This window comes from Arthrobacter sp. TE12232, from assembly GCF_054062615.1.
On record NZ_JBSSFK010000001.1, the window covers coordinates 3,442,886 to 3,465,550 of the forward strand.

The window sequence follows — 22,665 nt, forward strand, 5'->3', positions numbered from 1 at the left end:
ACGGGCGCAGCCTGTTTCCCGGCCCGCCGCCATGTGCCGCGGGCCCGGAAACAGGCTGCCGTCTTTTGAGGCCGAATATGACGCCGCATGAACCCGCGTGACCCCCGGTTTCCGGACCGTTGAACCGCGTTTATGACACTCCCTATGGTGAATGAATGAAGACAACGGAACGGATCCACGGCTCCCCCCGCAGGAACCTCCAGGGGCGATGTCGCCGGCGCTGACCACCACGCCCGGCAATTCCGCACTCACCCCAGAACAGGACTTCACCCATGTCACGCACCCCCGAAAAACCCGCGCCCGGCACGCAGCCCGGCACCACCCGGATCGTCGCCGGCGAAACCGGCAAACCCAAACGCAAGCGGACTCTTGAGATCGCGCTGGCCGCAGGACTTGTGCTTCTGATCGGCGCCGGTGCGGCCGTGGCCTCCACGCTGTCCCGCGGCCCGGAAACCGCCTCGGCGGCCGTGGCGGACGCGAGCCCGGCTGCGGAGCTGCGGTTGGGCTATTTCGGCAACATCACCCATGCCCCGGCCCTGGTCGGGGTGAATAAGGGGTTCATCGCCAAGGAGCTCGGCCAGACGAAGCTGACCACGCAGGTCTTCAACGCGGGCCCGGCCGCGATCGAGGCCCTGAACGCCGGTGCGATCGACGCGACCTACATCGGCCCGAACCCGGCGATCAACTCCTATGTCAAGAGCGGCGGCGCGTCGGTCAGCATCATCGCCGGTGCCGCGTCCGGCGGGGCGCAGCTGGTGGTGAAGCCCGGGATCAACTCGGCGGCGGATCTGAGGGGCAAGACGCTGGCGTCTCCGCAGCTGGGCGGGACCCAGGATGTGGCGCTGCGGGCGTGGCTGGGCAAGCAGGGGTTCAAGATCTCCACGGACGGCGGGGACGTCGCGATCAACCCGACCGAGAATGCCCAGACCCTGAAGTTGTTCCAGGACGGCAAGCTTGACGGTGCGTGGCTGCCGGAGCCCTGGGCCTCGCGCCTGGTGCTGCAGGCCGGTGCGAAGGTCCTGGTCGATGAGAAGGATCTGTGGGACAAAGGTGAGTTCGTCACCACGGTGCTGATCGTGAACAAGAAGTTCGCCGCGGAGCACCCGGCCACGGTGCAGGCGCTGCTGAAGGGCCATGTGGAATCCGTGGACTGGCTCAACGCGGCCCCGGCGGGCGAGAAGGCCACGGTCCTCAATGCCGCTCTCAAGGCCGCGGCCGGCTCGGCGCTGCCGGCGGATGTGATCGACCGGTCCCTGAAGAACATTGTCTTCACCGTCGACCCGCTGGCCGGGACGTACAAGAAGCTGCTCCAGGACGGTGTCGACGCCGGCACCACCAAGCAGGCCGACATCAACGGCATCTTCGACCTCACCGCCCTCAACGCCGTCGCCGGCAAGAAGATCCCCGCCCAAGGCCTCGGCAAAGACTAGCTCCTTGGCCTCCAGCAATCCGCCACAACAGTAAGGACCTGACCATGCCAGTCGTACTGGAAAACCTGGGCAAGCGCTTCGGCGACGGCGCCCCGGTGCTGGACGACGTCAACGCCACCATCGCGCAGGGCGAGTTCGTCGCCCTGCTCGGTGCCTCCGGCTGCGGCAAGTCCACCCTGCTCAACATCATGGCGGGACTGGAGGCCCCGACGTCGGGCGCCCTGGAGGTGCCCAGCGACGGCGCCGCCTTCATGTTCCAGGACGCGGCGCTGTTTCCCTGGCTGACGGCCCGGGAAAACATCGAGCTGGCCCTGAAACTGCGCGGCGTCGGGAAGGCCGACCGCCGCGTCCGCGCCGGGGAGCTGCTGGACCTGGTGCACCTGGGCGGCGCGGGGGACAAGCGTCCGCACGAACTCTCCGGCGGGATGCGCCAGCGCGTGGCCCTGGCCCGTTCCCTGGCCCAGGACCGGCAGCTGCTGCTCATGGACGAGCCGTTCGCGGCGCTGGATGCGATTACGCGCGACCTGCTCCACGACGAGCTGGAACGCATCTGGAAGGAAACCGGCCGCACCATCGTCTTCGTCACGCACAACGTCCGCGAGGCCGTCCGGCTGGGCCAGCGCGTGCTGCTGCTCTCCTCCCGGCCCGGCCGCGTGGTGGAGGAATGGCACGTCACCGAAGAACACCGAACCGACGCCGGTCTGGCCGGCCAGCTCACCGGCGTCATCACCGCCCGGCTACGCGAGGAGATCCGCCGCCATGCCAAGTAACCAACTCCCCGTAGTCGAAGCCATAGCGGAAGCCCCGGCCGAGACCCGCAAAGTGCACGCGGCCCTGACCCGCTCCTCCAGCGGCAAGGAAGACCTGCGCGAGCTCGAAGCGGGCCTGGATTCCCTCCAGTCCGACTCCATCCGTAAGGCCCGCATCGACTGGAGCAGGATTCTGCTGCCGGTCGCTGCCCTCGCGGTGCTCGTCATCCTCTGGCAGCTGTATGTGTCGCTGGGCTTCAGGCGTCGGGACATCGTGCCCGGCCCGATGGACGTCATCAGCCAGATTGGAACCCTGTGGAGCGAGGGCAAGCTGCAGGAGGCCGTCTGGACGTCGCTGCAGCGCGGCGTCGTGGGCTTCCTGATCAGCGTGGTCATCGCGACGCCGGTGGGGCTCCTACTGGCGCAGGTGGCACCGTTGCGGCGCGCATTCGGGCCACTGATCTCCGGGCTGCAGGTGCTGCCGTCCGTGGCCTGGGTGCCCGCGGCCATCCTCTGGTTCGGCCTCACCGACGCCACGGTGTATTTCGTGGTGTTCATGGGTGCCATCCCTTCGATCATCAATGGCCTGATCTCCGGCGTGGACCAGATTCCGCCGCAGTACCGCAGCGTCGGAAAGGTCCTGGGTGCGTCGCGGCTCCAACTTGCCCTGCAGATCATCCTGCCCGCCGCCCTGCCCGGATACCTCAGCGGCCTCAAACAGGGCTGGGCGTTTTCCTGGCGCTCGCTCATGGCGGCGGAAATCATCGCCGTCGGCGGCACCATCGGCTTCGGGTTGGGCTCCATGCTGGATCAGGGCCGCGTCCTGTCCGACATGACCATCGTGATGTCCGCCATCCTGCTGATCCTCGCCGTCGGCATCCTGATCGAACTGCTTGTCTTCGCCCCGATCGAAAAGCGGCTGCTCCGCCGCCGGGGCCTACTCGCCGGCAGCACCCGCTAGGCGCAGCACCCGGCAGCACGCCTGCCTCGACGTCACCCCTTGCACAGCAACGCGGGGTCACTTGCGGCCCATATTCCAGGAATTATGGGCCGCGAGTGACCCCGCGTTGCTTTTGCCGCGACTCCTTGCAGGGGCACGGGCACAGGCCTACACTCACGCCTAGAGGCCGGGTTCCGGCCCATTCCGAGACTGATTCCAAGACTGATTCCAAGTCTGAATCCTAGGAGGTCGCTGTGGCAGCAAAATTTGGCGTGCTGGCCCTGGTCGAAGCCAAGCCGGGGAAGGAACAGGATGTCTGGGACTTCCTCAACGGGGGCCGCGAGATCGTGCTCAACGAACCCGGAACCCGGACTTGGTACGCCTTCCGGGTCAACGAGAACACCTTCGGCATCTTCGACACCTTCGATTCCGAGGAGGACCGCCAGGCCCACCTCAACGGAGCCATTCCGGCCGCCCTCGGTGAACACGGCCCGTCGCTGCTCGCCAAGGACCCGGACATCAAGCTGATCGAACTCATCGCCGTGAAATAGGGCTCCACCGGGCTCCGCCGTCCTTCGTCGGGGAGTGCCACTATGTGACGCGGCGTTACCTTGCGTGAACTGGTGTTTCCGTACCGTTGTTCCGCAATGTGACGCCGCCCTATCGTCGATGCATGGCAATTCAGGACATTTACCCCACGGCGCTGCGCCTTCTTGGCCGTCCCGTGCTGGTGGTTGGCGGCGGACCCGTAGCCGCGCGGCGCGCCAAGGGACTGCTCGACGCCGGAGCCCGCGTCACGGTGGTGGCCCCCGTTGCCTCCGCGCCGCTCCAGGATCTTGTCGGCGCCGGCCTCCTGAGCTGGGAGCCCCGGGCGTACCGCTCGGCCGACGTCGACGGCGTCTGGTTCGTCCAGACCGCCACCGGTGACGCTGCCGTGGACGCGCAGGTCTCCGCCGACGCCGAGGCGCAGCGCATCTGGTGCGTCAATGCCTCCGACCACGAATCCTCCGCAGCCTGGACGCCCGCCGTCGCCGTCGTGGACGACGTCAAGATCGCCGTCAATGCCGGGGGAGACCCGCGCCGCGCCATGGCCCTGCGCGACGCCGTCGCCACCGCCCTGGAAACTGGAGACCTCCCGCTGCGCCGCCAGCGGGCGCGGGCCGGTTCAACAGACGGCGCCGTGGCCCTCGTGGGTGGCGGGCCTGGCGACACCGGACTCATCACCGTCCGCGGCCGCCGGCTCCTGGGCCAGGCCGATGTCGTGGTCGCGGACCGCCTCGGCCCCCGCGAGCTCCTGGCCGAACTCGCCCCCGACGTCCGCGTGATCGAGGTCGGCAAGACTCCGGGCCACCACCCGGTCCCGCAGGCCGAAATCAACCGGATCCTGGTTGACGAGGCCCGGCAGGGCCACCGCGTGGTCCGGCTCAAAGGCGGCGACCCGTACGTCCTGGGCCGCGGCGGCGAGGAAGCCGAGTTCTGCCGGCAGCACGGCGTGGACGTTGAAGTGGTCCCGGGCGTCACCTCCGCCATATCCGTCCCGGCCGCCGCCGGCATCCCCGTCACGCACCGCGGGCTGGCCAAGGGCTTCAGCGTGGTCACCGGCCACGAGGAGCTCTCCGAGGTCCCGGCCCGCGCCGACCACACCGTGATCCTGCTCATGGGCGTGGGCCAGCTCCGCGATTCCGCGGATTCCCTTGCCCGTGCCGGTTTGCCAGCAGGCACGCCGGTTGGCATCGTAGAGAATGGCTACCTGCCCGACCAGCGGGTGACCATCGGGACGCTCGGGACCATCGCGGACCAGGCCGAGGCGGCCGGCGTCGCGAACCCCGCCGTGATCGTGATCGGCGACGTCGTCCGCGTCAGCCCGTTCGCGCCGTCGCACTTCAAGACCGCGGACTACAGCACCACCACCCCGAACACCCCACGCACCGCCCGCACCGTCAAGACCCGAGTACTGACCCCCTAAACCCCGTCGATTGCTCCATAACCGCCGTTATCAAGCCTCAAAAGGGCAGCTATGGAGCAACGGATGCAGAAGAAAAAGGAACACAGCCGTGTCAACAAGCACCCCTGTAGGAACTGCCGCCCGCCCGCTGCGCATCGCCGTCGTCGGCTCCGGACCCGCCGGGGTGTACGCCGCGGACATCCTGACCAAGAGCGAGGCCGTCAAGAGCGGCGAGCTCACGGTGAGCATCGACCTCTTCGACCGCTACCCGGCGCCGTACGGACTCATCCGCTACGGCGTCGCCCCGGACCACCCGCGGATCAAGGGCATCGTCAACGCCCTGCACAAAGTCCTGGACCGCGGCGACATCCGCTTCTTCGGCAACGTCGACTACGGCACCGACCTCTCCCTCGAGGACCTCCGCACCCACTACGACGCCGTCATCTTCGCCACCGGCGCCATCAAGGACGCAGACCTGAACATCCCCGGCATCGAGCTCGAGGGCTCGTACGGCGGCGCCGATTTCGTCTCCTGGTACGACGGCCACCCGGACGTGTCCCGCGAATGGCCGCTCGAGGCCAAGGAAGTCGCCGTGATCGGCAACGGCAACGTGGCCCTGGACGTGGCCCGCATGCTCTCCAAGCACGCCGACGACCTCCTGGTCTCCGAAATCCCGGACAACGTCTACGCCGGGCTGAAGTCCTCGCCCGTCACCGACGTGCACGTCTTCGGCCGCCGCGGCCCGGCCCAGGTGAAGTTCACCCCGCTGGAGCTGCGCGAGCTCTCGCACTCCAAGGACGTCGACATCATCCTCTACGCCGAGGACTTCGAGTTCGACGCCGAGTCCGACCGGCAGATCCAGAGCAACAACCAGACCAAGACCATGGTGGGCACGCTCACCAACTGGATCGCCGAACAGCCCGAGGACCTTTCCGAGCTCAAGGCGTCCCGCCGCCTGCACCTGCACTTCCTGCACAGTCCGGTGGAGGTCTACGACGACGCCGAGGCACCCGGCCGGGTCGCCGGCATCAAGTTTGAGCGCACCGAACTGGACGGCACGGGCAACGCCCGCGGCACCGGCGAGTTTGTCGACTACCCGGTCCAGGCCGTGTACCGCGCCATCGGCTACTTCGGCTCCGCGCTGCCCGACGTCGAGTTCGACCACAGCAAGGGCGTCGTGCCGAACGACGGCGGCCGCGTCCTGGATGCCGCCGGCACCCACGTGCCGGGGATTTACGCGACCGGCTGGATCAAGCGCGGGCCGGTGGGCCTCATCGGCCACACCAAGGGCGACGCGCTGGAAACCGTCACCTACCTGCTCGAAGACCGCGAAAACCTGCCGCTGGCCGCAGCACCGGCCCCGGAAGCCGTCGTCGAACTCCTGGAGCGCCGCGGCGTGGAGTACACCAGCTGGGAAGGCTGGCTGGCGCTCGACGCCCACGAGCGTGGCCTGGGCGACGCGGCGACGGCGGCCGGCGCATCGCACGGCGTAGAGGTCGCCCGCGAACGCATCAAGGTGGTCCCGCGCGAGGACATGGTGGAAATTTCCCGCGGCGCCGCCGTCGAGGTCTAGCCTCCACCCGCATGACACAAACGCGCAGACCAACGCAGGGTCACTTCTCGCCCATCCCGTAGGGAATTATGGGCGCGAAGTGACCCCGCGTTGTTTGATGTGTGGGAGATCCGGGGCGGTAGTCAGTAGGCTTACCGTCATGGACACCGCCAGGCACCCAGGATCCGGCCGATGAGGCTCCGTCACAGCAACGCGTCCGGCCGCGGATACCGCCGGGTCCCCGCCGGGACAGGTTTCAGCTACAAGGACCTGGACGGCTCCACGCTTCCGGCCGGCCCGGTGCGGGACCGGCTGGAACACATCGGCATTCCGCCGGCTTGGACCGACGTCTGGATTGCCCCGTACGACAACGGGCACATCCAGGCGACGGGACTCGACGCCGTCGGACGCCGGCAGTACATCTACCATCCAAGCTGGCGGGAGAAAAAGGACCGGCTCAAATTCGACCGCGCCCTCCAGCTCGCCGAAACGCTCCCGACAGCACGCCGCCGGGTCACGATGGACCTGCGCTCGGAGGGGCTCACCCGGGAACGCGTGCTGGCGGCCGCGTTCCGGATGCTGGACAGCGGCTCGCTCCGGGTGGGCTCGGAGCGGTACACCAACGAGAACGGCAGCCACGGTCTGGCCACCCTGCTGTGCGCCCACGTCCGCGTGCACCAGGACGAGCTGAGGCTCAGTTTCCCAGCCAAGAGCGGCAAGACGTGGGAATCGCGAATCGACGACGCCGACCTCGCCGCCGTCGTGCGCCAGCTCAAGCGGCGCGGCGGCAACGCCCGGCTGCTGGCCTACAAGGTCGGCAGCCGCTGGCACCCGGTGTCCAGCCCGGACATCAACGAGTACGTCAAGGAGCGCACGGGGGAGGATTTCACGGCCAAGGACTTCCGCACCCTGCGGGGAACTGTGGCGGCGGCCGTCAGCCTCGCGCGGAGCGGTCCTCAGGCGCAGGCCTCCGCCCGCAAACGTGCGGTGAGCCGGGCCATGGTCGATGCCTCCGAGGTCCTGGGCAACACGCCGTCGATCGCCCGCAAAAGCTACGTGGACCCCCGGCTGCTGGACCATTTCGCCTCCGGGGAGACCATCGACCCCAGACGGCTGGAATCCGCCGAATCCGAGCTCCGGGCACTGCTGTACCAGGAAGGTGACGTGGTCGCCTTGTCCGGCCGGGATGCCTGATAGCTGTCAGAACATCCCGTTGATGAACCCGATGATGATCGCCGTCCACCAGCAGGCCTGCGAGATGACCAGGCACAACATCATGTGGATCCGCTGCCCGACGGTCAGGTCCGCGAACGACGCATCGGTGGGCATCCGCGCCAGTCGCCGCATGAGCGGGATGAGCATGATCCCGTTCAGGCTGAGCACAAGGACGGCTGCGAGCTTGACGTCTGTCATCGGGTTGGTCAAGTGCGGGTTCAGGAACACCCCGGTGGCCAGCATGCCGGCGAGGCCACCCCAGATCAGCGGTGTGGCCGCCCCGTCGAGCCGAATGATCTCGGCCAGCTTGCGTCGGCCGATGAGCCACAGGAAGCCGTGCCAGTCCACCAGGATGATGGCGCCAAAGGCCACCACGAGGGACAGCACGTGCAGCACGACGGCGACGTTGTGGGCAAAGGTGTCCACGTGGACTGCCGTGGACAGCGTGACGGACAGTAGCCACGCCGCGGCGGCCGCTGCGCACAGGACGACGACGAGGCGCCTCGTGGACCGCTCGGATTCGCGGTGCCTTCTGATGGTGCGTCTGCTGACTGGGACATAGCTCATGGCTCACCTCGGAGAACCCGACCCCCGGACGAGCATGACGAACGGTTCCGGGGATAGCTCACACGATATCCCCAATGCTCGTCCGGCAACAAGGACGGGAGGCGGCATCAGCGCCGGGGTTGAGGAGGGGGACTATCAAGTTTTTGCTAAGTATGCTTACCATAGCCGAGATGTGGCCTTGGTTGGCCGCCGCGATTCCGGGTTCGAAATACAGACGATAGGAAGCTCACCATGGCAGGTAATCTTGTTGCCCGATCCATTCACGACCTCACGGCAGGCGCCTGGTTCGGCGGTTCGCTCATGGGCGCCATTGGGCTAAATGGTGCCACGGCGGAAGCCAAGGACCCCGCGGAACGTACCCGGCTGTCGAGCCTGGGCTGGAAGAAGTGGGCCCCGTTCCAGGCAGCCGCATTTGGCGCGCACTTCCTTTCCGGCCTCGCCATCATGTGGGAGAACAAGGGCCGGATGGCCAAGCAGGACGGCGTCACGCGGCTGACGGTCTACAAGTCCATCGTCACCCTCGCAGGCGCAGCCGTGACGCTGTACGCCGGGCTGCAGGGCGCCAAGGTGGAGAAACTGGCCTCGGAAGGCGCCAAGGGTGCCACCGAGCCGAAGCCGGAAGCCTCGGAGGAACTCCGTTCCGCGCAGCAGCAGCTGAAGATCCTGCAGTGGGCCATCCCGGTGTTCGCCGGCTGGGTGATTGTCCTCGGCGCCAAGCACGGCGAAATGCAGCGCCCGAAGAACGTGTTCAAGGGCCTCGCCCGCTAGCGGCACGTCCAAGACCACCGCACGCGCTGAGGGCCGGAACGTCGCGTTCCGGCCCTCAGCAGTTGCCGTATCAGTCGCCCTCAGCAGTCGCACGCCTACCCAGGAATAGGCCGTCTACGCAGGAACGGCCGGGGCCGCGCCCTTGGCGTGCGCGCCTGCATGCCTGACCCGCAGGACCAGTTTGAAGAGTTCACCGAGCAGCAACAGCACTGCCGCCGGAACCAGGCAGGCCACCCACTGCTGGCCGGTGAGCGGGACGGTGCCGAACAGGTCCTGCAGCACCCGCATCTGGGTAATCAGCATCGATCCGATGAAGGCCCACGCGAAGGCCCAAAGCAGTTTCGGGTTGGATATGGTGGACGGCCCGAAGGCACTCTCCGTGGGGTAGCGCAGGTTGAGAGCGACGGCGATATTCATCAACCCGAGACCCACAATGGCCATGCTCTGGCCGATCTCGAGCGAGCCGTAGGAGATCTTGCCGATCTGCACGAGGATCAGCGTCGCGGCCGCCATGAACAGCCCGACGACGAACAGCCGCACCATCATCGACCGGACGATGATCGGCTGATTGAAGGGCCGCGGCTTGCGGTTCATGATGCCCGGCGTCGCGAGGTCCAGTCCCATCACCGCGCCAATCGGGGCGACGATTGCCATGTGGATCCACAACACCTGGGCCGGGCTGAGCAGCGCTGTACCGGCAATCGCGAAGGCGGAGGATCCGATGAACGCCAGAATAAACATAAACAGGTTGGCGACCTGGATCCGGATGAACTTCTGCAGGTTGTCGTACACCAGCCGGCCCTCTTCGACCGCCGCCACGATGGTGGCAAAATTGTCGTCGGCCAGGATCATCTTGGCCGCGCCCTTGGCGACGTCGGTGCCCGTGATGCCCATCGCGATCCCGATGTCGGCCGCCGCGATCGCCGGGGCATCGTTGACGCCGTCGCCGGTCATGGCAACGACGTGGCCCTTGCGCTTGAGCACCTCGACCAGCCGGACTTTGTGTTCGGGAGCTACCCGGGCGATCACGCCGATCCCGTCCACCTGGTTGTCGGCCTCCGCATCACTCATAGCGGCGAACTCGGCACCTGTCACCGCACGGCCCCTGATGCCGAGTTCATCGGCGATCGCCGCCGCCGTTATGGCGTGGTCGCCGGTGATCATCCGGACCCGGATGCCGGCGTGCTTGGCCTTCGCGATGGCGGCCACCGCCTCGGCGCGCGGCGGGTCGACCTCGCCGATCAGCGCCGTAATCTCCAAGTCCTGCATGAGCGCCATGAGGTCGCCCGAGGGGTCGAACGCCGCCGGATCGAACTCCCGCTGCGCCAGGGCGAGCACCCGACGGCCCTGGCTGGCGATGCGCTCGTTCTCGGCGAGCACTTTCCCGCGCATCTCCTCGGTGAGCGACTCGGACCGCTCGCCGGGCATCCGCGCGAACGATGACCTGTTGAGCAGGACATCGGGTGCCCCCTTCACGTAGGCCCGGATCACGGCCCTGCCGTCGGCGCCGGTCATCCGGTGGAAGGTGGCCATGAACTTGTAGTCGGAGTCGAAGGGGACCGACGCGACGCGCGGGTTGTTGCGGCGGAACTCCCTGACGTCCACGCCGCCCTTCTGCGCGAGCACGTACAGCGCCGCCTCGGTGGGATCCCCGACAACCTCGCCGTCATTGATGTCGGAATCGTTGCACAGGGCGCACGAGAACATCACGTAGTCGAGGTTCCGTTCGGCGTCGCCGGTGGTCCGCTGGACCTGGCCGTCGAAGCTGTAGCCCTCGCCACTCACGGTGTAGTGGTGCTGCACTGTGGTGATCTCCCGCACCGTCATCTGGTTCAGGGTCAGGGTGCCCGTCTTGTCCGAATTGATCGCCGACGTCGAGCCCAGCGTCTCAACCGCGGGCAGGACCTTCATGATGGCGTTCTTCTTGGCCATGTTGACCGAACCGACAGACAGGATCGTCGTGACGACTGCGGGCAGCGCATCCGGGATCGAGCCGACGGCCAGCGCCACGCCGATCCCGAAGAGCACCGCAAAGGATTCGCCCGCGGCCAGGCCCATGATGACGATTGCGACGAAGGCGAAGAGGGCCGCGATGATGATGAAGATGGTGAGCCGGTCCACCTGCTTGGTGAGGGGGGTCTTTTCCACTTTCTGCCCGGACAGCATGTTGGCGATGTGGCCAACCTCTGAGCCCATCCCCGTGGTGGTAACGAGGATCTCGCCGTGGCCCCGGGTCACGTTCGTGTTCATGAACGCCATGTTGAGGCGGTCACCGATGCCGACATCGTGCCGGGTGATGGCCCCCGTGTCCTTCTCGACTGCGACGCTCTCGCCGGTCAGGGCGCCTTCCTCGATCTGCAAGGTCGCCGCCAGGATGATCCGGCCGTCGGCGGGGACGCGGTCCCCGGCATCGACCACCACGATGTCCCCGGGCACGATCTCCTCGGCGGGGAGCTCCACAACATCACCGTCGCGGCGCACCTTGGCCATCGCCTTCATCATCTGGCCAAGGGAGGCGGCCGCTTCCTCGGCTTTGCCTTCCTGGTGGTATCCCAGCCAGGCGTTGAACAACGTCAGCAGGGCGAGCCCAATTGCTGTTCCGTATTCCGCGATCAGCAGGCTGACCAGCGCGGCGACCACCAGCACAATTTGCATGTAGTCCCGGTAGTGCTTGAAGAACCGTTTCCACACCGGCTCCGGCTTCGCGGCGGCCAGGGCGTTCGGTCCGTACTCCTCCAGCCTCTCCTGCGCCTCGGCCGTGCTCAGGCCGCGGGCCGGGTCCACCCGCAGCTCGGTTGCAACGTCCGCGGGCGCCAGCGCGTACCACGTCGCCTCCGCCTCGGCGGGGGCCAAGCCCGCTGCGGCTCCGGAATTGTCATTCATGACTTTCTCCTCATCGCCGGGGCGCTGCTCAGAACGGGGTCGGGATGTGCCGCACCGCCAGGGTCGGCTCCCGGTAGTCGCCGGCCTTCTGACGCTTCGGGAGCTCGACGTCGAGCCCGGGGAACGGCTCATAGGGCACCTGGCTGAGCAGGTGGCTGATGATGTTGAGCCGCCCGCGCTTCTTGACCTCGTTATTCACGACGTACCACGGTGCCCAGGCGGTGTCTGTTGCCTCGAACATGGCGTCCCTGGCCCGGGAGTAGTCGTACCAGCGGCTGTAGGACAACATATCCATGGGGGACAGCTTCCATGTCTTGCGGGGATCGTCCATGCGGCTCTCAAGCCGCCGGGTCTGCTCGTCCGCACTGACCTCGAGCCAGTACTTGAGCAGGATCATTCCGGAGTCGACCATCGCCTTTTCCACCAGCGGGGTCATGTTCAGGAACCTCTCGGTCTGCTCCGGGGTGCAAAAGCCCATCACACGCTCCACGCCCGCCCGGTTGTACCAGCTGCGGTCGAAGATGACCACCTCGCCGGCCGCGGGAAAGTGCGACATATACCGCTGCAGGTACATCTGGGACTTTTCCCGCTCTGTCGGGGTGGGGAGCGCCACCACCCGGAACACCCGGGGGCTCACCCGCTCGACGATACGTTTGATGGTGCCGCCCTTGCCGGCCGTATCGCGGCCCTCAAACACGATGCAGATCTTGGCGCCGGTGGACTTCACCCACTCCTGCAGGGCCACCAACTCGCCTTGCAGGACGGCCATCTCCGCCTCATATTCCTTGCGGCGCATTTTTGTTGTGGTTTGCTCGTCCTGCCCCGATTTTCCGCCGGCGCTCTTCTTTTTCTTCTTCTTGCCCACCATCGACCTCCTCGCCGAGTCCTTGCTGGGGCGAATCAAGGTGCCGCACTGCGAGATCCGGTGAGTCCGGCATAGTAGTCCGGGTAGTGTGCGGAAGAGCACGTGCACCAATCGCGTGAACGCTCGCGCAGCGTCCTGCAACTTTCAGTGTTGACCCTGGCCAGGGCAGGGTCTACGGCACTAAGACCCTATTGAGCTGCACCTGAACACGGCATGACGGGACGGCCCGGCGTGGGCGGCGATGCACTCGGAGCAGCACAAAGGCCCCCGGGGGGGGAACGGAAGTTCCTGCCCGGAGGCCCTTGGCCTGCCGGGCCCCCGCTGCTGGGCGCGGGGGCACAGGCTGAGACAGAGCATTGTCCCGGCACCTTCGGAAAACCCTCGGGAACTATTCCTGCAGCCACTCCGCGCAGGAGTTCAGGTTCCGGGTGACGCTCTCGACGGCGGCCGCCTCATCACGTGCGGCAATAGCGTCCACCAGTTCGTCGTGGCCCTCATGCGGCAGTCCATTGAAACCGACCCGCCGCTGCTGCCGGAGCAGATCATTGTGGAAGACGACACCGAAACTGACATATAGCTCGTGCAGGAGCGGGTTGGCGGAGGCCTGGGCCACCCGCACATGGAAGTCCCAATCGGCGCGGGCCCACGCCGGATAATCTTCGGCCAGCCAGGCTGCGCGGCGTTTGTCGAGAAATGCGCGCAGGGCGGCGACGTCGTCGGCCGTGGCGTGGCGTGCGGCAAGCCGGGCGGCCTGGGTGTCCAGCCCGACGCGGACCTCCAGGATGTGCCCCTGGGAGTGGTCCGCATACATCCGCTGCGTGGCCCCCGCGATCTCACTGGTGGCGCGCACGTAAGTGCCGTCCCCGCGGCGGACTTCAAGCATGCCGCTGTGGGCGAGCGCCTTGATGGCCTCGCGCAGGGTGCCGCGGGAGACGCCGAACGCGGCCATCAGTTCCGGTTCGGCCGGAATGCGCTGCTGCAGCGGCCACTCGCCCGAGTGGATCAGCGCCCGCAGCTTGGCAGTGATTTCCTCCGCCAACGGAGGCCGGTGCGAAGAAGTGAGTGTCATCGCCGGATTCCTTCCAGCGGGTGCGAAGCGGTGTGCGGGGCAGCAGGCGGGAGTTTCGCCGGCCGTTGCTCTGTGGGCCGGCCCGTCAGCAGGTGGCCCACGGCGATCTGGCCCAGGGCCACTGCCAGCAGGAGCGCCAACGGCAGAGTCCAGGAGTTGGTGGCACTGTGCAGCAGGCCCATGCCGAACGGTCCGAGGGTCGCCAGCAGGTACCCGGCGGACTGGGCCACGGTGGACAGCGCGGTGGTCTCGGCCGTGGTGCGGCCGCTGCGGCTGATCATCACCATGACCAGCGGGAAGATCCCGAGCCCGAAGCCCAGCAGCACCGCGGTCAGCGGAGCCCAGGAAGCGGGGAGGACCAGCATGGCCAGGACGCCGAACGCCATTGTCACCGTGGCCAGGTAGAACGAGGTCCGCAGCATCCGGGGGCGCGAGCCGATGGCGACCAGCACCATGCCGGCAGGGACGGAGACGAGCTGCATGAGCCCGAACATCAGCCCGCTGTCGGACGCGGAGAGCCCGGTCGTGGCCAGCATGTACGGGAACCAGCTGAGGACGGCATAGGCCAGGAGCGCCTGCACCGTGAAGCCGAGGGTGATCAGCGCGCCGGTGCGGGTCCGCAGCAGAGGCCACGGGGAAACCCGGGCGGCCTTGACAGGCGACGCGTTGCGGTGGGCGTGCACCGCGATCGGGAGGAAGCCGAGGCAGGCGCACAGGGCCAGGATCCCGATGGACCCGACGCCCGCGGATGGCGAGCCAAGGGCCTGCGCCACCGGCACGATCAGCACGGCGGTGACAGTGGCGCCGGTGGTCATGGTCAAGGTATACAGGGCGGTCATGAGCGACGTGCGGTCCGCGAAATGCACTCTGATGAAGGCGGGCATCGCCACATTGCAGACGGCCAGCCCGGACATTCCCGCCACGGTCCCGGCGAGCAGCATTCCGGTGGAGGGGATGCCCCGGAGCAACAGTCCCGCGGCCAGCATCACGAGGGACAGCAGGATGGCCTTTTCCAGCCCCAGCTGCCGGGTGAGCCAGGAGGTGGCAGCCCCGGCCACCGCGAAACACAGGGTGGGGATCGAGGGGAGCAGGGCCGCGATCAGCGGGCCGTACCCCAGGACGGCCTGCAGGTCGTGGAACAGTGCGGCGGAGCCGGTAATGCCGGCGCGGAGGTTCAGGCCGATCAGTACGAGCGCCACGACGCCGGCCACGATCACGCCGCGGGGGCGCCGGGTGCCGGGTGGAGCTGTTTGGGGGAGAGCGGAAACCGCCGTGCTGCTAGCCATAACTAAAGGTTAGACGTTTGATGTTTGAGTCTCACCCTTTAGTGGCGAATATCTCCGTAAGAGACAACCCCCGCGTTGCTTGGGGGGACGGGCTGGGGCGGAGGGCGAGGGTCAGCGCGGGTGCCGGGCGCTGAGCCGCTGGACCGCCAGGGCGAGCCAGAGCTGCACCCGGTCCGGTGTCTGGGCGGGGTCGTAGCCGGTGAGCTCGGTGATCTGTGCCAGCCGGTAGCGGACCGTGTTGCGGTGCAGGGTGAGTTCCTCGGCGACGGCCGCCACCGAGCCGTTGTTGTTGAGGTAGCTTTCCAGTGTGGTCATGAGCTCGGCGCCGTGTGCTGCGTCAAAGGCCCGCAGGGGGTTCAGTGACTCGTTGGCCATGTCCGCCAGTGGAACGTCCTCACTGGCCAGCAGCAGCGAGGTCAGGCTCAGCCGCTCGGGCTCGTTGACCGGCAGGCCGTGGGTGGCCGCATCGCGGGCTTCAAAATAGCTCCACCGCAGGCCGTTCGGCTTGGTGTAGGCACCGCCGATGCCGATCGTGGCATGGATCCCGGCCTCCGCGAGGTGGTCGCTCAGGCGGCGGGCCAGCGCGCTGGCGCCGCTGCCGTCATCGGGCATCACCACCACGAGGTCCTTCCCGACAACGGCGCTGACCGCCGCTTCGAGCGGCTGGGGCAGGGATGAACTTCCGAGCTGCTTGTTGTGGGCCGCCGATTCGGCGAGTAGGACCACGTTCTTGCGGGTGCTGTTGATGCCGATGCCGGCGAGGCGCCGGGTGGCTTCGGAGGTCTCCAACGTCCCGTGGATGACGTCTTCGAGGACCTGGCCGGCCAGCGCCCGCTGGGCCTGGCGCTGCTTGACCATGTTATTGAGTTCGACGCTGATCAGGTTCTGGGCGTAGCCCACAATGCCCGAGTCCTCGAACGGCTGCTTCACCCACAGTGTGCAGGCATCGCGGCGGCCGGTCGGGATGGGGTACGACGCCCAGCCCTCGGCCGTGGGGGCGGGGTGGCCGGGCACGCTGTTGTACAGCTGCGCCGTGAACTGGGTCAGGACGATCTCGGTGCGCAGCATCGACCCCAGATGTTTCAGGAGTTCGGCGAGCCCGCCGCCGGTCAGCAAGGCCCGGGCCAGGATCTGGTGCCCGGCAATGAGTCGCTCGAGCTTGACCAGGTGGTCCGCCGACTGGGCGTCGGCCACGATCTTGCCGATGGCAATGAAGGGGGTCTCGTACGGTACTTCCACCACCGGCAGCCCCCAGCGGTTGGCCTCGGCGATCAGGGCCGGCGGCACGGCGTCGTGCGTCAGGCCGACCCCGAAGCCGATCCCGACGGCCCCGGCCCGCTGGACCTGGCGCACGAAGCGGCGCTGCTCCGCGGCGCTCTTGAGCCGCATGCCCGTGGTCAGGATCAGTTCGCCGCCGTTGAGGAACCGCTGCGGGTCCTCCTGTTCGGTGACGGCCACCCAGAGAATGTCCTGGTGCCAGGTGGTTTCGGCGAGGCCGGCCTTGGTGAGTTTGAGGGACGGCACACCCAGTAGTGCGGCGAGTGAAATGGCCATGGATTCAGGATAGCCGGGTGCTGGTCAAGCGCACTAAAGCATTGCGGGGATGGTGTGCAGGTGCCTATTCCCTGGCTTGCCCCGCTGGCATAGGCTCGTGACCAGCCCCACATCCGTCATTGGCAGTAAGAAAGAGGTTGTACACCGTGGTTCAAACCTTGCAGAACTTCATCAACGGCGAGTTTGTCACCCCCGCCGGCACAGGGATGATGCCCATCGTGAACCCCACCAACGGAGACGTCGTGGCACAGTCGCCGATCTCGGTGCAGGCCGACGTCGACGCCGCCATGACGGCTGCCAAGAACGCCTTCAAGACCTGGAAGCACACCACGCCCGGGCAGCGCCAGCTTATGCTGCTCAAGCTCGCGGATGCCGTCGAGGCTAACAGCGACGAAATCGTTGAGGCCCAGCACCGCAACACCGGCCAGGTCCGCTCCCTGATCGCCTCGGAGGAAGTCGCCGCCGGTGCCGACCAGCTGCGCTTCTTCGCCGGTGCGGCCCGCATCATGGAAGGCAAGTCCGCCGGCGAGTACTTCGAAGGCCACACCTCCTACGTACGGCGGGAACCGATCGGCGTCGTGGCCCAGGTCGCCCCGTGGAACTACCCGTTCCTCATGGGCATCTGGAAGATCGGCCCCGCCCTGGCCGCCGGCAACACCGTGGTTCTCAAGCCCTCGGACACCACCCCGGAATCCACCCTGGTCCTGGCCCGGCTTGCCGGCGAGATCTTCCCGGCCGGCGTGCTGAACGTGGTCTTGGGCACCGGCGAGACCGGCGCCCTGATGGTGGAGCACAAGGTCCCCGGCCTGGTCTCCATCACCGGCTCCGTCCGCGCCGGCATCGCCGTCGCGTCGGGCGCCGCCAAGGGACTTAAGCGGGCCCACCTGGAACTCGGCGGGAAGGCCCCTGCGGTCGTTTTCGCCGACGCCGACATCAAGAAGAGCGCCGCCGCCATCGCCGAGTTCGCCTTCTTCAACGCCGGCCAGGACTGCACCGCCATCGCCCGCGTCCTGGTCCAGGACTCCGCCTACGACGACCTCGTGGCAGCCCTCGTGGAACACACCAAGACCCTGCGCACCGGCTCGCAGAACGACGAAGACAACTACTTCGGCCCGCTGAACAACGTCAACCACTTCAACACGGTCAAGGCCCTGGTGGAGTCCCTGCCGGAAAACTGCAAAATCGAGACCGGCGGCCATCAGGCGGGGGACAAGGGCTTCTTCTTCGAGCCCACCATCGTCACCGGCGCCAAGCAGAGCGACGACATCGTGCAGAAGGAAGCCTTTGGTCCCGTCATCACGGTGCAGAAGTTCAGCACCGAGGGCGAGGCCGTGGAACTGGCGAACGACGTCGACTACGCCTTGGCCTCCAGCGTCTGGACCTCGAACCACGGCACGGCCATGCGCCTGAGCCGCGACCTCGATTTCGGCGCCGTCTGGATCAACACCCACATCCTCCTCACCGCCGAAATGCCGCACGGCGGCTTCAAGCAGTCCGGCTACGGCAAGGACCTGTCCATGTACGGCGTCGAGGACTACACCCGCATCAAGCACGTCATGAGTGCGCTCGACGCATAACGCAGATGCATAACGCTGTCGCATAACGCAGATGCATAACCCTGTCGCATAACGCAGTGGCATAACTCAACCTGACGCATAACTCGCGCGCTTCACCGCACGCTTAGAAAGGCTTTCCCATGACCACCACCGCACATGACATCACCTACCGGCTTGAGCAGAAGCGCCGCGTCCAGGCCGACTTCCCGGGTCCCAAGTCCGTTGCCCTGACCGAGCGCCGCAAGGCGGTCGTCGCCGCCGGCGTCGCGTCCAGCGTTCCGGTGTTCGTGGCCGACGCCGACGGCGGCATCATCCATGACGTCGACGGCAACTCCTTCATCGACCTCGGCTCCGGCATTGCCGTGACGAGCGTCGGCGCCTCGGACCCCGCCGTCGTCGGCGCCGTGAAGGAAGCCGTGGAGCACTTCACCCACACGTGCTTCATGGTCACGCCCTACGAAGGCTACGTGGCCGTTGCCGAGCAGCTGAACCGCCTCACCCCGGGCGACCACGAGAAGCGCACCGTGCTCTTCAATTCCGGTGCCGAGGCTGTCGAGAACGCCATCAAGGTGGCCCGCCTGGCAACCGGCCGGGACGCCGTCGTCGCCTTTGACCACGCCTACCACGGCCGCACCAACCTGACCATGGCGCTGACCGCCAAGGCCATGCCGTACAAGACCAACTTCGGCCCGTTTGCGCCCGAGGTCTACCGCATGCCGATGAGCTACCCGTTCCGCGAGGAAAACCCGGAGATCACCGGTGCCGAGGCCGCCAAGCGCGCCATCACCATGATCGAGAAGCAGATCGGCGGCGACCAGGTTGCCGCCATCATCATCGAACCCATCCAGGGCGAGGGCGGCTTCATTGTCCCGGCCGAGGGTTTCCTGCCGGCGCTGGCCGCGTGGGCCAAGGACAAGGGCATCGTCTTCATCGCCGACGAGGTCCAGTCCGGCTTCTGCCGCACCGGCGAATGGTTCGCCGTGAACCACGAAGGTGTTGTCCCGGACATCCTGACCATGGCCAAGGGCATCGCCGGCGGCATGCCGCTCTCCGCCATCACCGGCCGTGCCGACCTCCTCGACGCAGTCCACCCCGGCGGCCTCGGCGGCACCTACGGCGGCAACCCGGTCGCGTGCGCCGCCGCTCTGGCATCCATCGGCTCGATGGAGCAGTACAACCTCAACGCCCGCGCCAAGCACATCGAGGAGATCGCCCTCGGCAAGCTGCGTGAACTGGCGAGCGAGCAGCCCGTCATCGGCGATGTCCGCGGCCGCGGCGCCATGCTGGCGATCGAGCTCGTCCAGGCCGGTTCCAAGGAACCGAACCCGGAGCTGACCAAGGCCGTCGCCGCGGCCTGCCTCAAGGAGGGTGTCATCATCCTCACCTGCGGCACCTACGGCAACGTCATCCGGCTGCTGCCTCCGCTGGTGATCAGCGACGAGTTGCTGCTGGACGGACTCGAGGTCCTGGCCGCGGCCATCAAGGCCAACGCCTGAGCCACTAGCCAACAAACTGCCGGGAAGGCAATCCCTTCCCGGAGACCGGTCTAGCCGGAAAAACGGAAGAGCCGCGGACACATCATCCGCGGCTCTTCCGCTGTTTTAGCCCTGACTTCCCGTTCGCTACTTCCAGGCGGTCGCGTCCAGCTGGATCGCCACGACATACAGGTGCTGGCCCTGCTCGATTTTCTCCACCTCGTAAACGCGCACCTTCGTCTCCGGGACCGTGGACATGGGCCGGCCGACGCCGATCCCGTATGTCAGCACGCCCTCGAAGTCCCCTGCCGGCGCGTAGCTCGTGAGTGCCCTGTAACCGATCGACGGCGCCGGGGCGCTCGTCACCGTGCTGGCCTTGCCGTCCGCGGTGTGCGCCTGGGCGCCGTGGAACGTCACCTCAAGGATGGTTCCCGTTCCCGGCATGTCGATCGGCTGACCGCTGCCGTCGGCGACGAGCTCGGGGACCACCTCGACGTCGTAGCTGGGGAAGCCGCCGTTGAACCGGAAGCTCAGCTGGTCATAGGGCGGGGTGTCGGCGGGGTGCTGGCCCGCGCCGATGGCGTACAGCGTGGGCAGCGGGGCCGCCGGCGGAGGCGCGATTGGCACGGGGTTCTCGTGGTCCGTGTGGAACGGGGTGCCGGACTTTGGCACCGACCAGTCGTGGGTGATCGTGGACGAGATCACCTTGTCGCCGGGTTGCGGGGGTGCCGTTTCATCAGCATCACCGGTCGCCGAAGGGCTCGCCGTCGCGGTCGGCGAAGGCGACGGCGGCTGGCTGCTGGCCGACGGCTGCGGCGCGGGCGGGGTGCAGGCGGTGAGGACCAGCAGGAGCGTCAAAGCTCCCAGCCCGGCAGTCCGCGGCCGGCACCTGCGGTTGCTGATGGCGTTCATGATGGTCTCCCCTCGACCATCCCAGCGTAGACACAGAAGATTGTGCAGCTCAGGGCCATAAGTCACCACCGTTTCTGCGGTCCCTGGACTAGAGTCATTCCTACCACTGCAGGAACGCAGACCGGCCGACGACGCCCGGAACCCCCGGGGCGCTGCTGGTGTCTGCCACAGACCCATAAGGGGTTCATACATGCGATACGTAGTCGGTTATACGCCCACTGAACGCGGCGCGGACGCCGTTGCCCTGGCTGCGGCCATGGCCCGGGCCCAGGGAGCGCATCTTGACCTTGTCTATGTGGTGGACCGGCACACGCCCTATCCGGCCGTGAAACCGGAAGGAAGCCGCGCCCAGACCGCGGAACAGCATATCCACTCGGCGGAACGAGAGGGTATGGCCCTGGTTCCGGAAGGGCTGGAGGCGCACTTTCACGTCCGCCAGGCGGACTCGTTCGCGGCCGGCCTCATTGACGCGGCTCTCGAGTACCGGGCCGGCCTGATCGTGGTCGGCGCCGCCAGCAACGGCCTCTTCAAGCGGCACACCATAGGCAGCGTGGCCAACGCGCTCCTGCACGCCGCCCCGGTTCCGGTGGCACTTGCGCCGCGCGGTTACCGCCGGACCGAACCCATCACGCGCCTGACCCTCGCCGTGGGCCAGCGCCCCGGGGCAGAAGCGGCGATCGACGTTGCAATAGAATCCGCCGAGCGCCGCGGCGTCCCGCTCCGGCTGGTCTCCCTTGTGGAACTGGACGTCGACGAGGAGGGCGGGGAAAACGTCAACGCGGCCCACATCCATGCCAATACCGTGCTCGCCGCCGCCGCGCACCGCCTGCCTGAGGGCCACCACGTCAGTGTGGAGGTCGCCCACGGGCGCACGATCGAGGAAGCGATCGACGACCTGGAATGGGACGACGGCGAGGTCATGATCGTGGGATCCTCCCGTCTGGCGGAGAAATACAAACTCTTCATCGGCAGTACCGCCAACAAGGTGCTGCGCGCCCTCCCGGTGCCGATGGTGGTTGTGCCGCGCGACTACCAGCGGGTGGATACCTTCCCGGAGGTCTAAGTTCCGGAGGTTTGGGGCCGCGGGGCCAGGACCGCCCAGTAGGCCGGAATGCTGCCGGGCGGTCCGCCGGTCTCCATCGGCACCGTTGCCAGGACACCGGGACCTTCCGCGATGAGGGTCCAGTGCCGTTCGGGGAACGCCCGCGAGCGTTGCCTGGGGCCGAAATGGCCCGGTTTCGGCAAGGCAGAAATTGCCTGGCGGAGCGGTCCCGGGATCCGCTCGCCCGTGGCGCCCAGGCCCCGAAGATAGCTCAGCGCCCCGCCCGGGACATTTGTCTCCACCAGGTAAATCCGTCCCTGGGCTCCGAGGAGCGCTTTGATGGAGTCCGCAAGGCGTGCCTTGCGCCGCCGGCTAAGGACGTGGAAGACGCCGCGGACAAAGACATTGACGTCGCCGAGTTCGTGCGCGAGCGCGGCCGCGGCAGCCGGCCGGGTGGCATCCAGGCTCCGGAAGCTGAGGCCCGGGACGTGCGCATGGGCGGACTGCGCCGCGGCCACGGCCGCAGGCGAGACATCGACGCCCAGCACCGAGGGGAAGACCTCGACGAGCCGGCACGAGAGGGCTCCGTTCCCGCAGCCCAGATCGACCACCGGAAGGCTGGTGTCCATCAGGGCCGCCATGGCCCGCAGATGCTGCCTCACTTCGTCGTCGCCGGCGGTCGAAGTATCCCAGATGATCGGTTCCGTAAGCACTCCCTGCGACACTCCGCGCCAGAACTCATCCCAGCGCCGGTCCGGGCGCCGGGGCCGGTGCAGGGACAGGGCCACCACCCGGGCCACCATCCAGAGCGTATCCGCCGCCTTGTGCGTGCCTGTGTTTTTCGTGGCTGTCTTCGG

Annotated in this window: 19 protein-coding genes; 11 read left to right on the forward strand and 8 right to left on the reverse strand. The window is 67.3% G+C overall.

Going from position 1 to position 22,665, the window contains the following annotated elements; genetic code table 11:
* Window positions 1–272 precede the first annotated feature (272 nt).
* The 7 genes from ACVWZ7_RS15335 (at window position 273) to ACVWZ7_RS15365 (ending at window position 7,810) form a co-directional block, all read left to right on the forward strand.
* Window positions 273–1,430 (forward strand): ABC transporter substrate-binding protein, encoded by a 1,158-nt coding sequence (locus ACVWZ7_RS15335; RefSeq protein ID WP_456508375.1) that lies wholly within the window; start codon window positions 273–275, stop codon window positions 1,428–1,430.
* Window positions 1,431–1,474: 44 nt separating this feature from the next.
* The gene (locus tag ACVWZ7_RS15340; protein ID WP_091251276.1) at window positions 1,475–2,200 is read left to right on the forward strand and encodes an ABC transporter ATP-binding protein; all 726 of its coding nucleotides are present in this window, start codon (window positions 1,475–1,477) and stop codon (window positions 2,198–2,200) included.
* The gene (locus ACVWZ7_RS15345; protein ID WP_456508376.1) at window positions 2,190–3,140 is read left to right on the forward strand and encodes an ABC transporter permease; all 951 of its coding nucleotides are present in this window, start codon (window positions 2,190–2,192) and stop codon (window positions 3,138–3,140) included. The genes ACVWZ7_RS15340 and ACVWZ7_RS15345 overlap by 11 nt, the downstream gene beginning before the upstream one ends.
* Window positions 3,141–3,373: 233 nt before the next feature.
* A complete protein-coding gene (locus ACVWZ7_RS15350; RefSeq protein ID WP_116765206.1) occupies window positions 3,374–3,670 on the forward strand; it encodes a putative quinol monooxygenase in 297 nt (98 codons plus the stop codon).
* 122 nt (window positions 3,671–3,792) lie between these two features.
* A complete protein-coding gene (gene cobA, locus ACVWZ7_RS15355) occupies window positions 3,793–5,085 on the forward strand; it encodes a uroporphyrinogen-III C-methyltransferase (protein ID WP_344361886.1) in 1,293 nt (430 codons plus the stop codon).
* 88 nt (window positions 5,086–5,173) lie between these two features.
* Window positions 5,174–6,637, forward strand: coding sequence for an FAD-dependent oxidoreductase (locus ACVWZ7_RS15360; RefSeq protein ID WP_456508377.1), 1,464 nt, complete (start codon window positions 5,174–5,176; stop codon window positions 6,635–6,637).
* A gap of 171 nt (window positions 6,638–6,808) precedes the next feature.
* Window positions 6,809–7,810 (forward strand): DNA topoisomerase IB, encoded by a 1,002-nt coding sequence (locus ACVWZ7_RS15365; protein ID WP_456508378.1) that lies wholly within the window; start codon window positions 6,809–6,811, stop codon window positions 7,808–7,810.
* Window positions 7,811–7,816: 6 nt separating this feature from the next.
* On the opposite strand, the gene ACVWZ7_RS15370 is transcribed toward ACVWZ7_RS15365, so the two are convergent.
* Window positions 7,817–8,398 (reverse strand): hypothetical protein, encoded by a 582-nt coding sequence (locus tag ACVWZ7_RS15370; RefSeq protein WP_456508379.1) that lies wholly within the window; start codon window positions 8,396–8,398, stop codon window positions 7,817–7,819.
* Window positions 8,399–8,629: 231 nt separating this feature from the next.
* On the opposite strand from ACVWZ7_RS15370, the gene ACVWZ7_RS15375 reads away from it, so the two are divergent.
* Window positions 8,630–9,166: a hypothetical protein gene (locus tag ACVWZ7_RS15375; protein ID WP_344361896.1), complete on the forward strand. Its 537-nt coding sequence runs from the start codon at window positions 8,630–8,632 to the stop codon at window positions 9,164–9,166.
* A gap of 114 nt (window positions 9,167–9,280) precedes the next feature.
* Here ACVWZ7_RS15375 and ACVWZ7_RS15380 read toward each other — a convergent pair whose 3' ends face one another.
* The 5 genes from ACVWZ7_RS15380 to ACVWZ7_RS15400 all read right to left on the reverse strand — a co-directional run bounded on the left by ACVWZ7_RS15380 (window position 9,281) and on the right by ACVWZ7_RS15400 (window position 16,823).
* Window positions 9,281–12,049 (reverse strand): cation-translocating P-type ATPase, encoded by a 2,769-nt coding sequence (locus ACVWZ7_RS15380; protein ID WP_456508380.1) that lies wholly within the window; start codon window positions 12,047–12,049, stop codon window positions 9,281–9,283.
* A 28-nt stretch (window positions 12,050–12,077) separates the two neighbouring features.
* Window positions 12,078–12,917, reverse strand: coding sequence for a polyphosphate kinase 2 (ppk2, locus tag ACVWZ7_RS15385; RefSeq protein WP_456508381.1), 840 nt, complete (start codon window positions 12,915–12,917; stop codon window positions 12,078–12,080).
* 385 nt (window positions 12,918–13,302) lie between these two features.
* Window positions 13,303–13,983, reverse strand: a complete 681-nt coding sequence (locus ACVWZ7_RS15390; RefSeq protein ID WP_456508382.1) for a FadR/GntR family transcriptional regulator — start codon at window positions 13,981–13,983, stop codon at window positions 13,303–13,305.
* Window positions 13,980–15,269, reverse strand: coding sequence for an MFS transporter (locus ACVWZ7_RS15395; RefSeq protein ID WP_116765198.1), 1,290 nt, complete (start codon window positions 15,267–15,269; stop codon window positions 13,980–13,982). The genes ACVWZ7_RS15390 and ACVWZ7_RS15395 overlap by 4 nt, the downstream gene beginning before the upstream one ends.
* A 111-nt stretch (window positions 15,270–15,380) precedes the next feature.
* On the reverse strand, window positions 15,381–16,823 hold the full coding sequence (locus tag ACVWZ7_RS15400; RefSeq protein WP_456508383.1) for a PucR family transcriptional regulator: 1,443 nt from the start codon (window positions 16,821–16,823) through the stop codon (window positions 15,381–15,383).
* 146 nt (window positions 16,824–16,969) lie between these two features.
* On the opposite strand from ACVWZ7_RS15400, the gene ACVWZ7_RS15405 reads away from it, so the two are divergent.
* Together ACVWZ7_RS15405 and gabT are read left to right on the forward strand one after the other, a co-directional pair.
* On the forward strand, window positions 16,970–18,400 hold the full coding sequence (locus ACVWZ7_RS15405; protein WP_456508384.1) for a gamma-aminobutyraldehyde dehydrogenase: 1,431 nt from the start codon (window positions 16,970–16,972) through the stop codon (window positions 18,398–18,400).
* Between the two features lie 119 nt (window positions 18,401–18,519).
* Entirely contained in the window at window positions 18,520–19,875 is a 1,356-nt protein-coding gene (gabT, locus tag ACVWZ7_RS15410; protein ID WP_091251295.1) for a 4-aminobutyrate--2-oxoglutarate transaminase, read from the forward strand.
* A 126-nt stretch (window positions 19,876–20,001) separates the two neighbouring features.
* Here the strand turns inward: gabT and ACVWZ7_RS15415 are convergent, their stop codons facing one another.
* Window positions 20,002–20,766 (reverse strand): AMIN-like domain-containing (lipo)protein, encoded by a 765-nt coding sequence (locus ACVWZ7_RS15415; protein ID WP_456508385.1) that lies wholly within the window; start codon window positions 20,764–20,766, stop codon window positions 20,002–20,004.
* Between the two features lie 190 nt (window positions 20,767–20,956).
* Between ACVWZ7_RS15415 and ACVWZ7_RS15420 the strand changes: the two genes are divergently transcribed.
* Complete coding sequence (locus ACVWZ7_RS15420) at window positions 20,957–21,829, forward strand: universal stress protein (RefSeq protein WP_344361911.1); 873 nt, start codon at window positions 20,957–20,959, stop codon at window positions 21,827–21,829.
* Here the strand turns inward: ACVWZ7_RS15420 and ACVWZ7_RS15425 are convergent.
* Window positions 21,826–22,611 (reverse strand): methyltransferase, encoded by a 786-nt coding sequence (locus ACVWZ7_RS15425; protein WP_456508386.1) that lies wholly within the window; start codon window positions 22,609–22,611, stop codon window positions 21,826–21,828. The genes ACVWZ7_RS15420 and ACVWZ7_RS15425 overlap by 4 nt on opposite strands.
* Window positions 22,612–22,665: the final 54 nt, after the last annotated feature.

Excerpts from the sequence above, each read along its gene's own strand:
- ACVWZ7_RS15335 (WP_456508375.1), top strand. The coding sequence starts at position 273 with ATGTCACGCACCCCCGAAAAACCCGCGCCCGGCACGCAGCCCGGCACC.
- ACVWZ7_RS15340 (WP_091251276.1), top strand. The coding sequence starts at position 1,475 with ATGCCAGTCGTACTGGAAAACCTGGGCAAGCGCTTCGGCGACGGCGCC.
- ACVWZ7_RS15345 (WP_456508376.1), top strand. The coding sequence starts at position 2,190 with ATGCCAAGTAACCAACTCCCCGTAGTCGAAGCCATAGCGGAAGCCCCG.
- cobA (WP_344361886.1), top strand. The coding sequence starts at position 3,793 with ATGGCAATTCAGGACATTTACCCCACGGCGCTGCGCCTTCTTGGCCGT.
- ACVWZ7_RS15365 (WP_456508378.1), top strand. The coding sequence starts at position 6,809 with ATGAGGCTCCGTCACAGCAACGCGTCCGGCCGCGGATACCGCCGGGTC.
- ACVWZ7_RS15370 (WP_456508379.1), bottom strand. The coding sequence starts at position 8,398 with ATGAGCTATGTCCCAGTCAGCAGACGCACCATCAGAAGGCACCGCGAA.
- ACVWZ7_RS15375 (WP_344361896.1), top strand. The coding sequence starts at position 8,630 with ATGGCAGGTAATCTTGTTGCCCGATCCATTCACGACCTCACGGCAGGC.
- ACVWZ7_RS15380 (WP_456508380.1), bottom strand. The coding sequence starts at position 12,049 with ATGAATGACAATTCCGGAGCCGCAGCGGGCTTGGCCCCCGCCGAGGCG.
- ppk2 (WP_456508381.1), bottom strand. The coding sequence starts at position 12,917 with ATGGTGGGCAAGAAGAAGAAAAAGAAGAGCGCCGGCGGAAAATCGGGG.
- ACVWZ7_RS15390 (WP_456508382.1), bottom strand. The coding sequence starts at position 13,983 with ATGACACTCACTTCTTCGCACCGGCCTCCGTTGGCGGAGGAAATCACT.
- ACVWZ7_RS15395 (WP_116765198.1), bottom strand. The coding sequence starts at position 15,269 with ATGGCTAGCAGCACGGCGGTTTCCGCTCTCCCCCAAACAGCTCCACCC.
- ACVWZ7_RS15400 (WP_456508383.1), bottom strand. The coding sequence starts at position 16,823 with ATGGCCATTTCACTCGCCGCACTACTGGGTGTGCCGTCCCTCAAACTC.
- gabT (WP_091251295.1), top strand. The coding sequence starts at position 18,520 with ATGACCACCACCGCACATGACATCACCTACCGGCTTGAGCAGAAGCGC.
- ACVWZ7_RS15415 (WP_456508385.1), bottom strand. The coding sequence starts at position 20,766 with ATGAACGCCATCAGCAACCGCAGGTGCCGGCCGCGGACTGCCGGGCTG.
- ACVWZ7_RS15420 (WP_344361911.1), top strand. The coding sequence starts at position 20,957 with ATGCGATACGTAGTCGGTTATACGCCCACTGAACGCGGCGCGGACGCC.
- ACVWZ7_RS15425 (WP_456508386.1), bottom strand. The coding sequence starts at position 22,611 with ATGGTGGCCCGGGTGGTGGCCCTGTCCCTGCACCGGCCCCGGCGCCCG.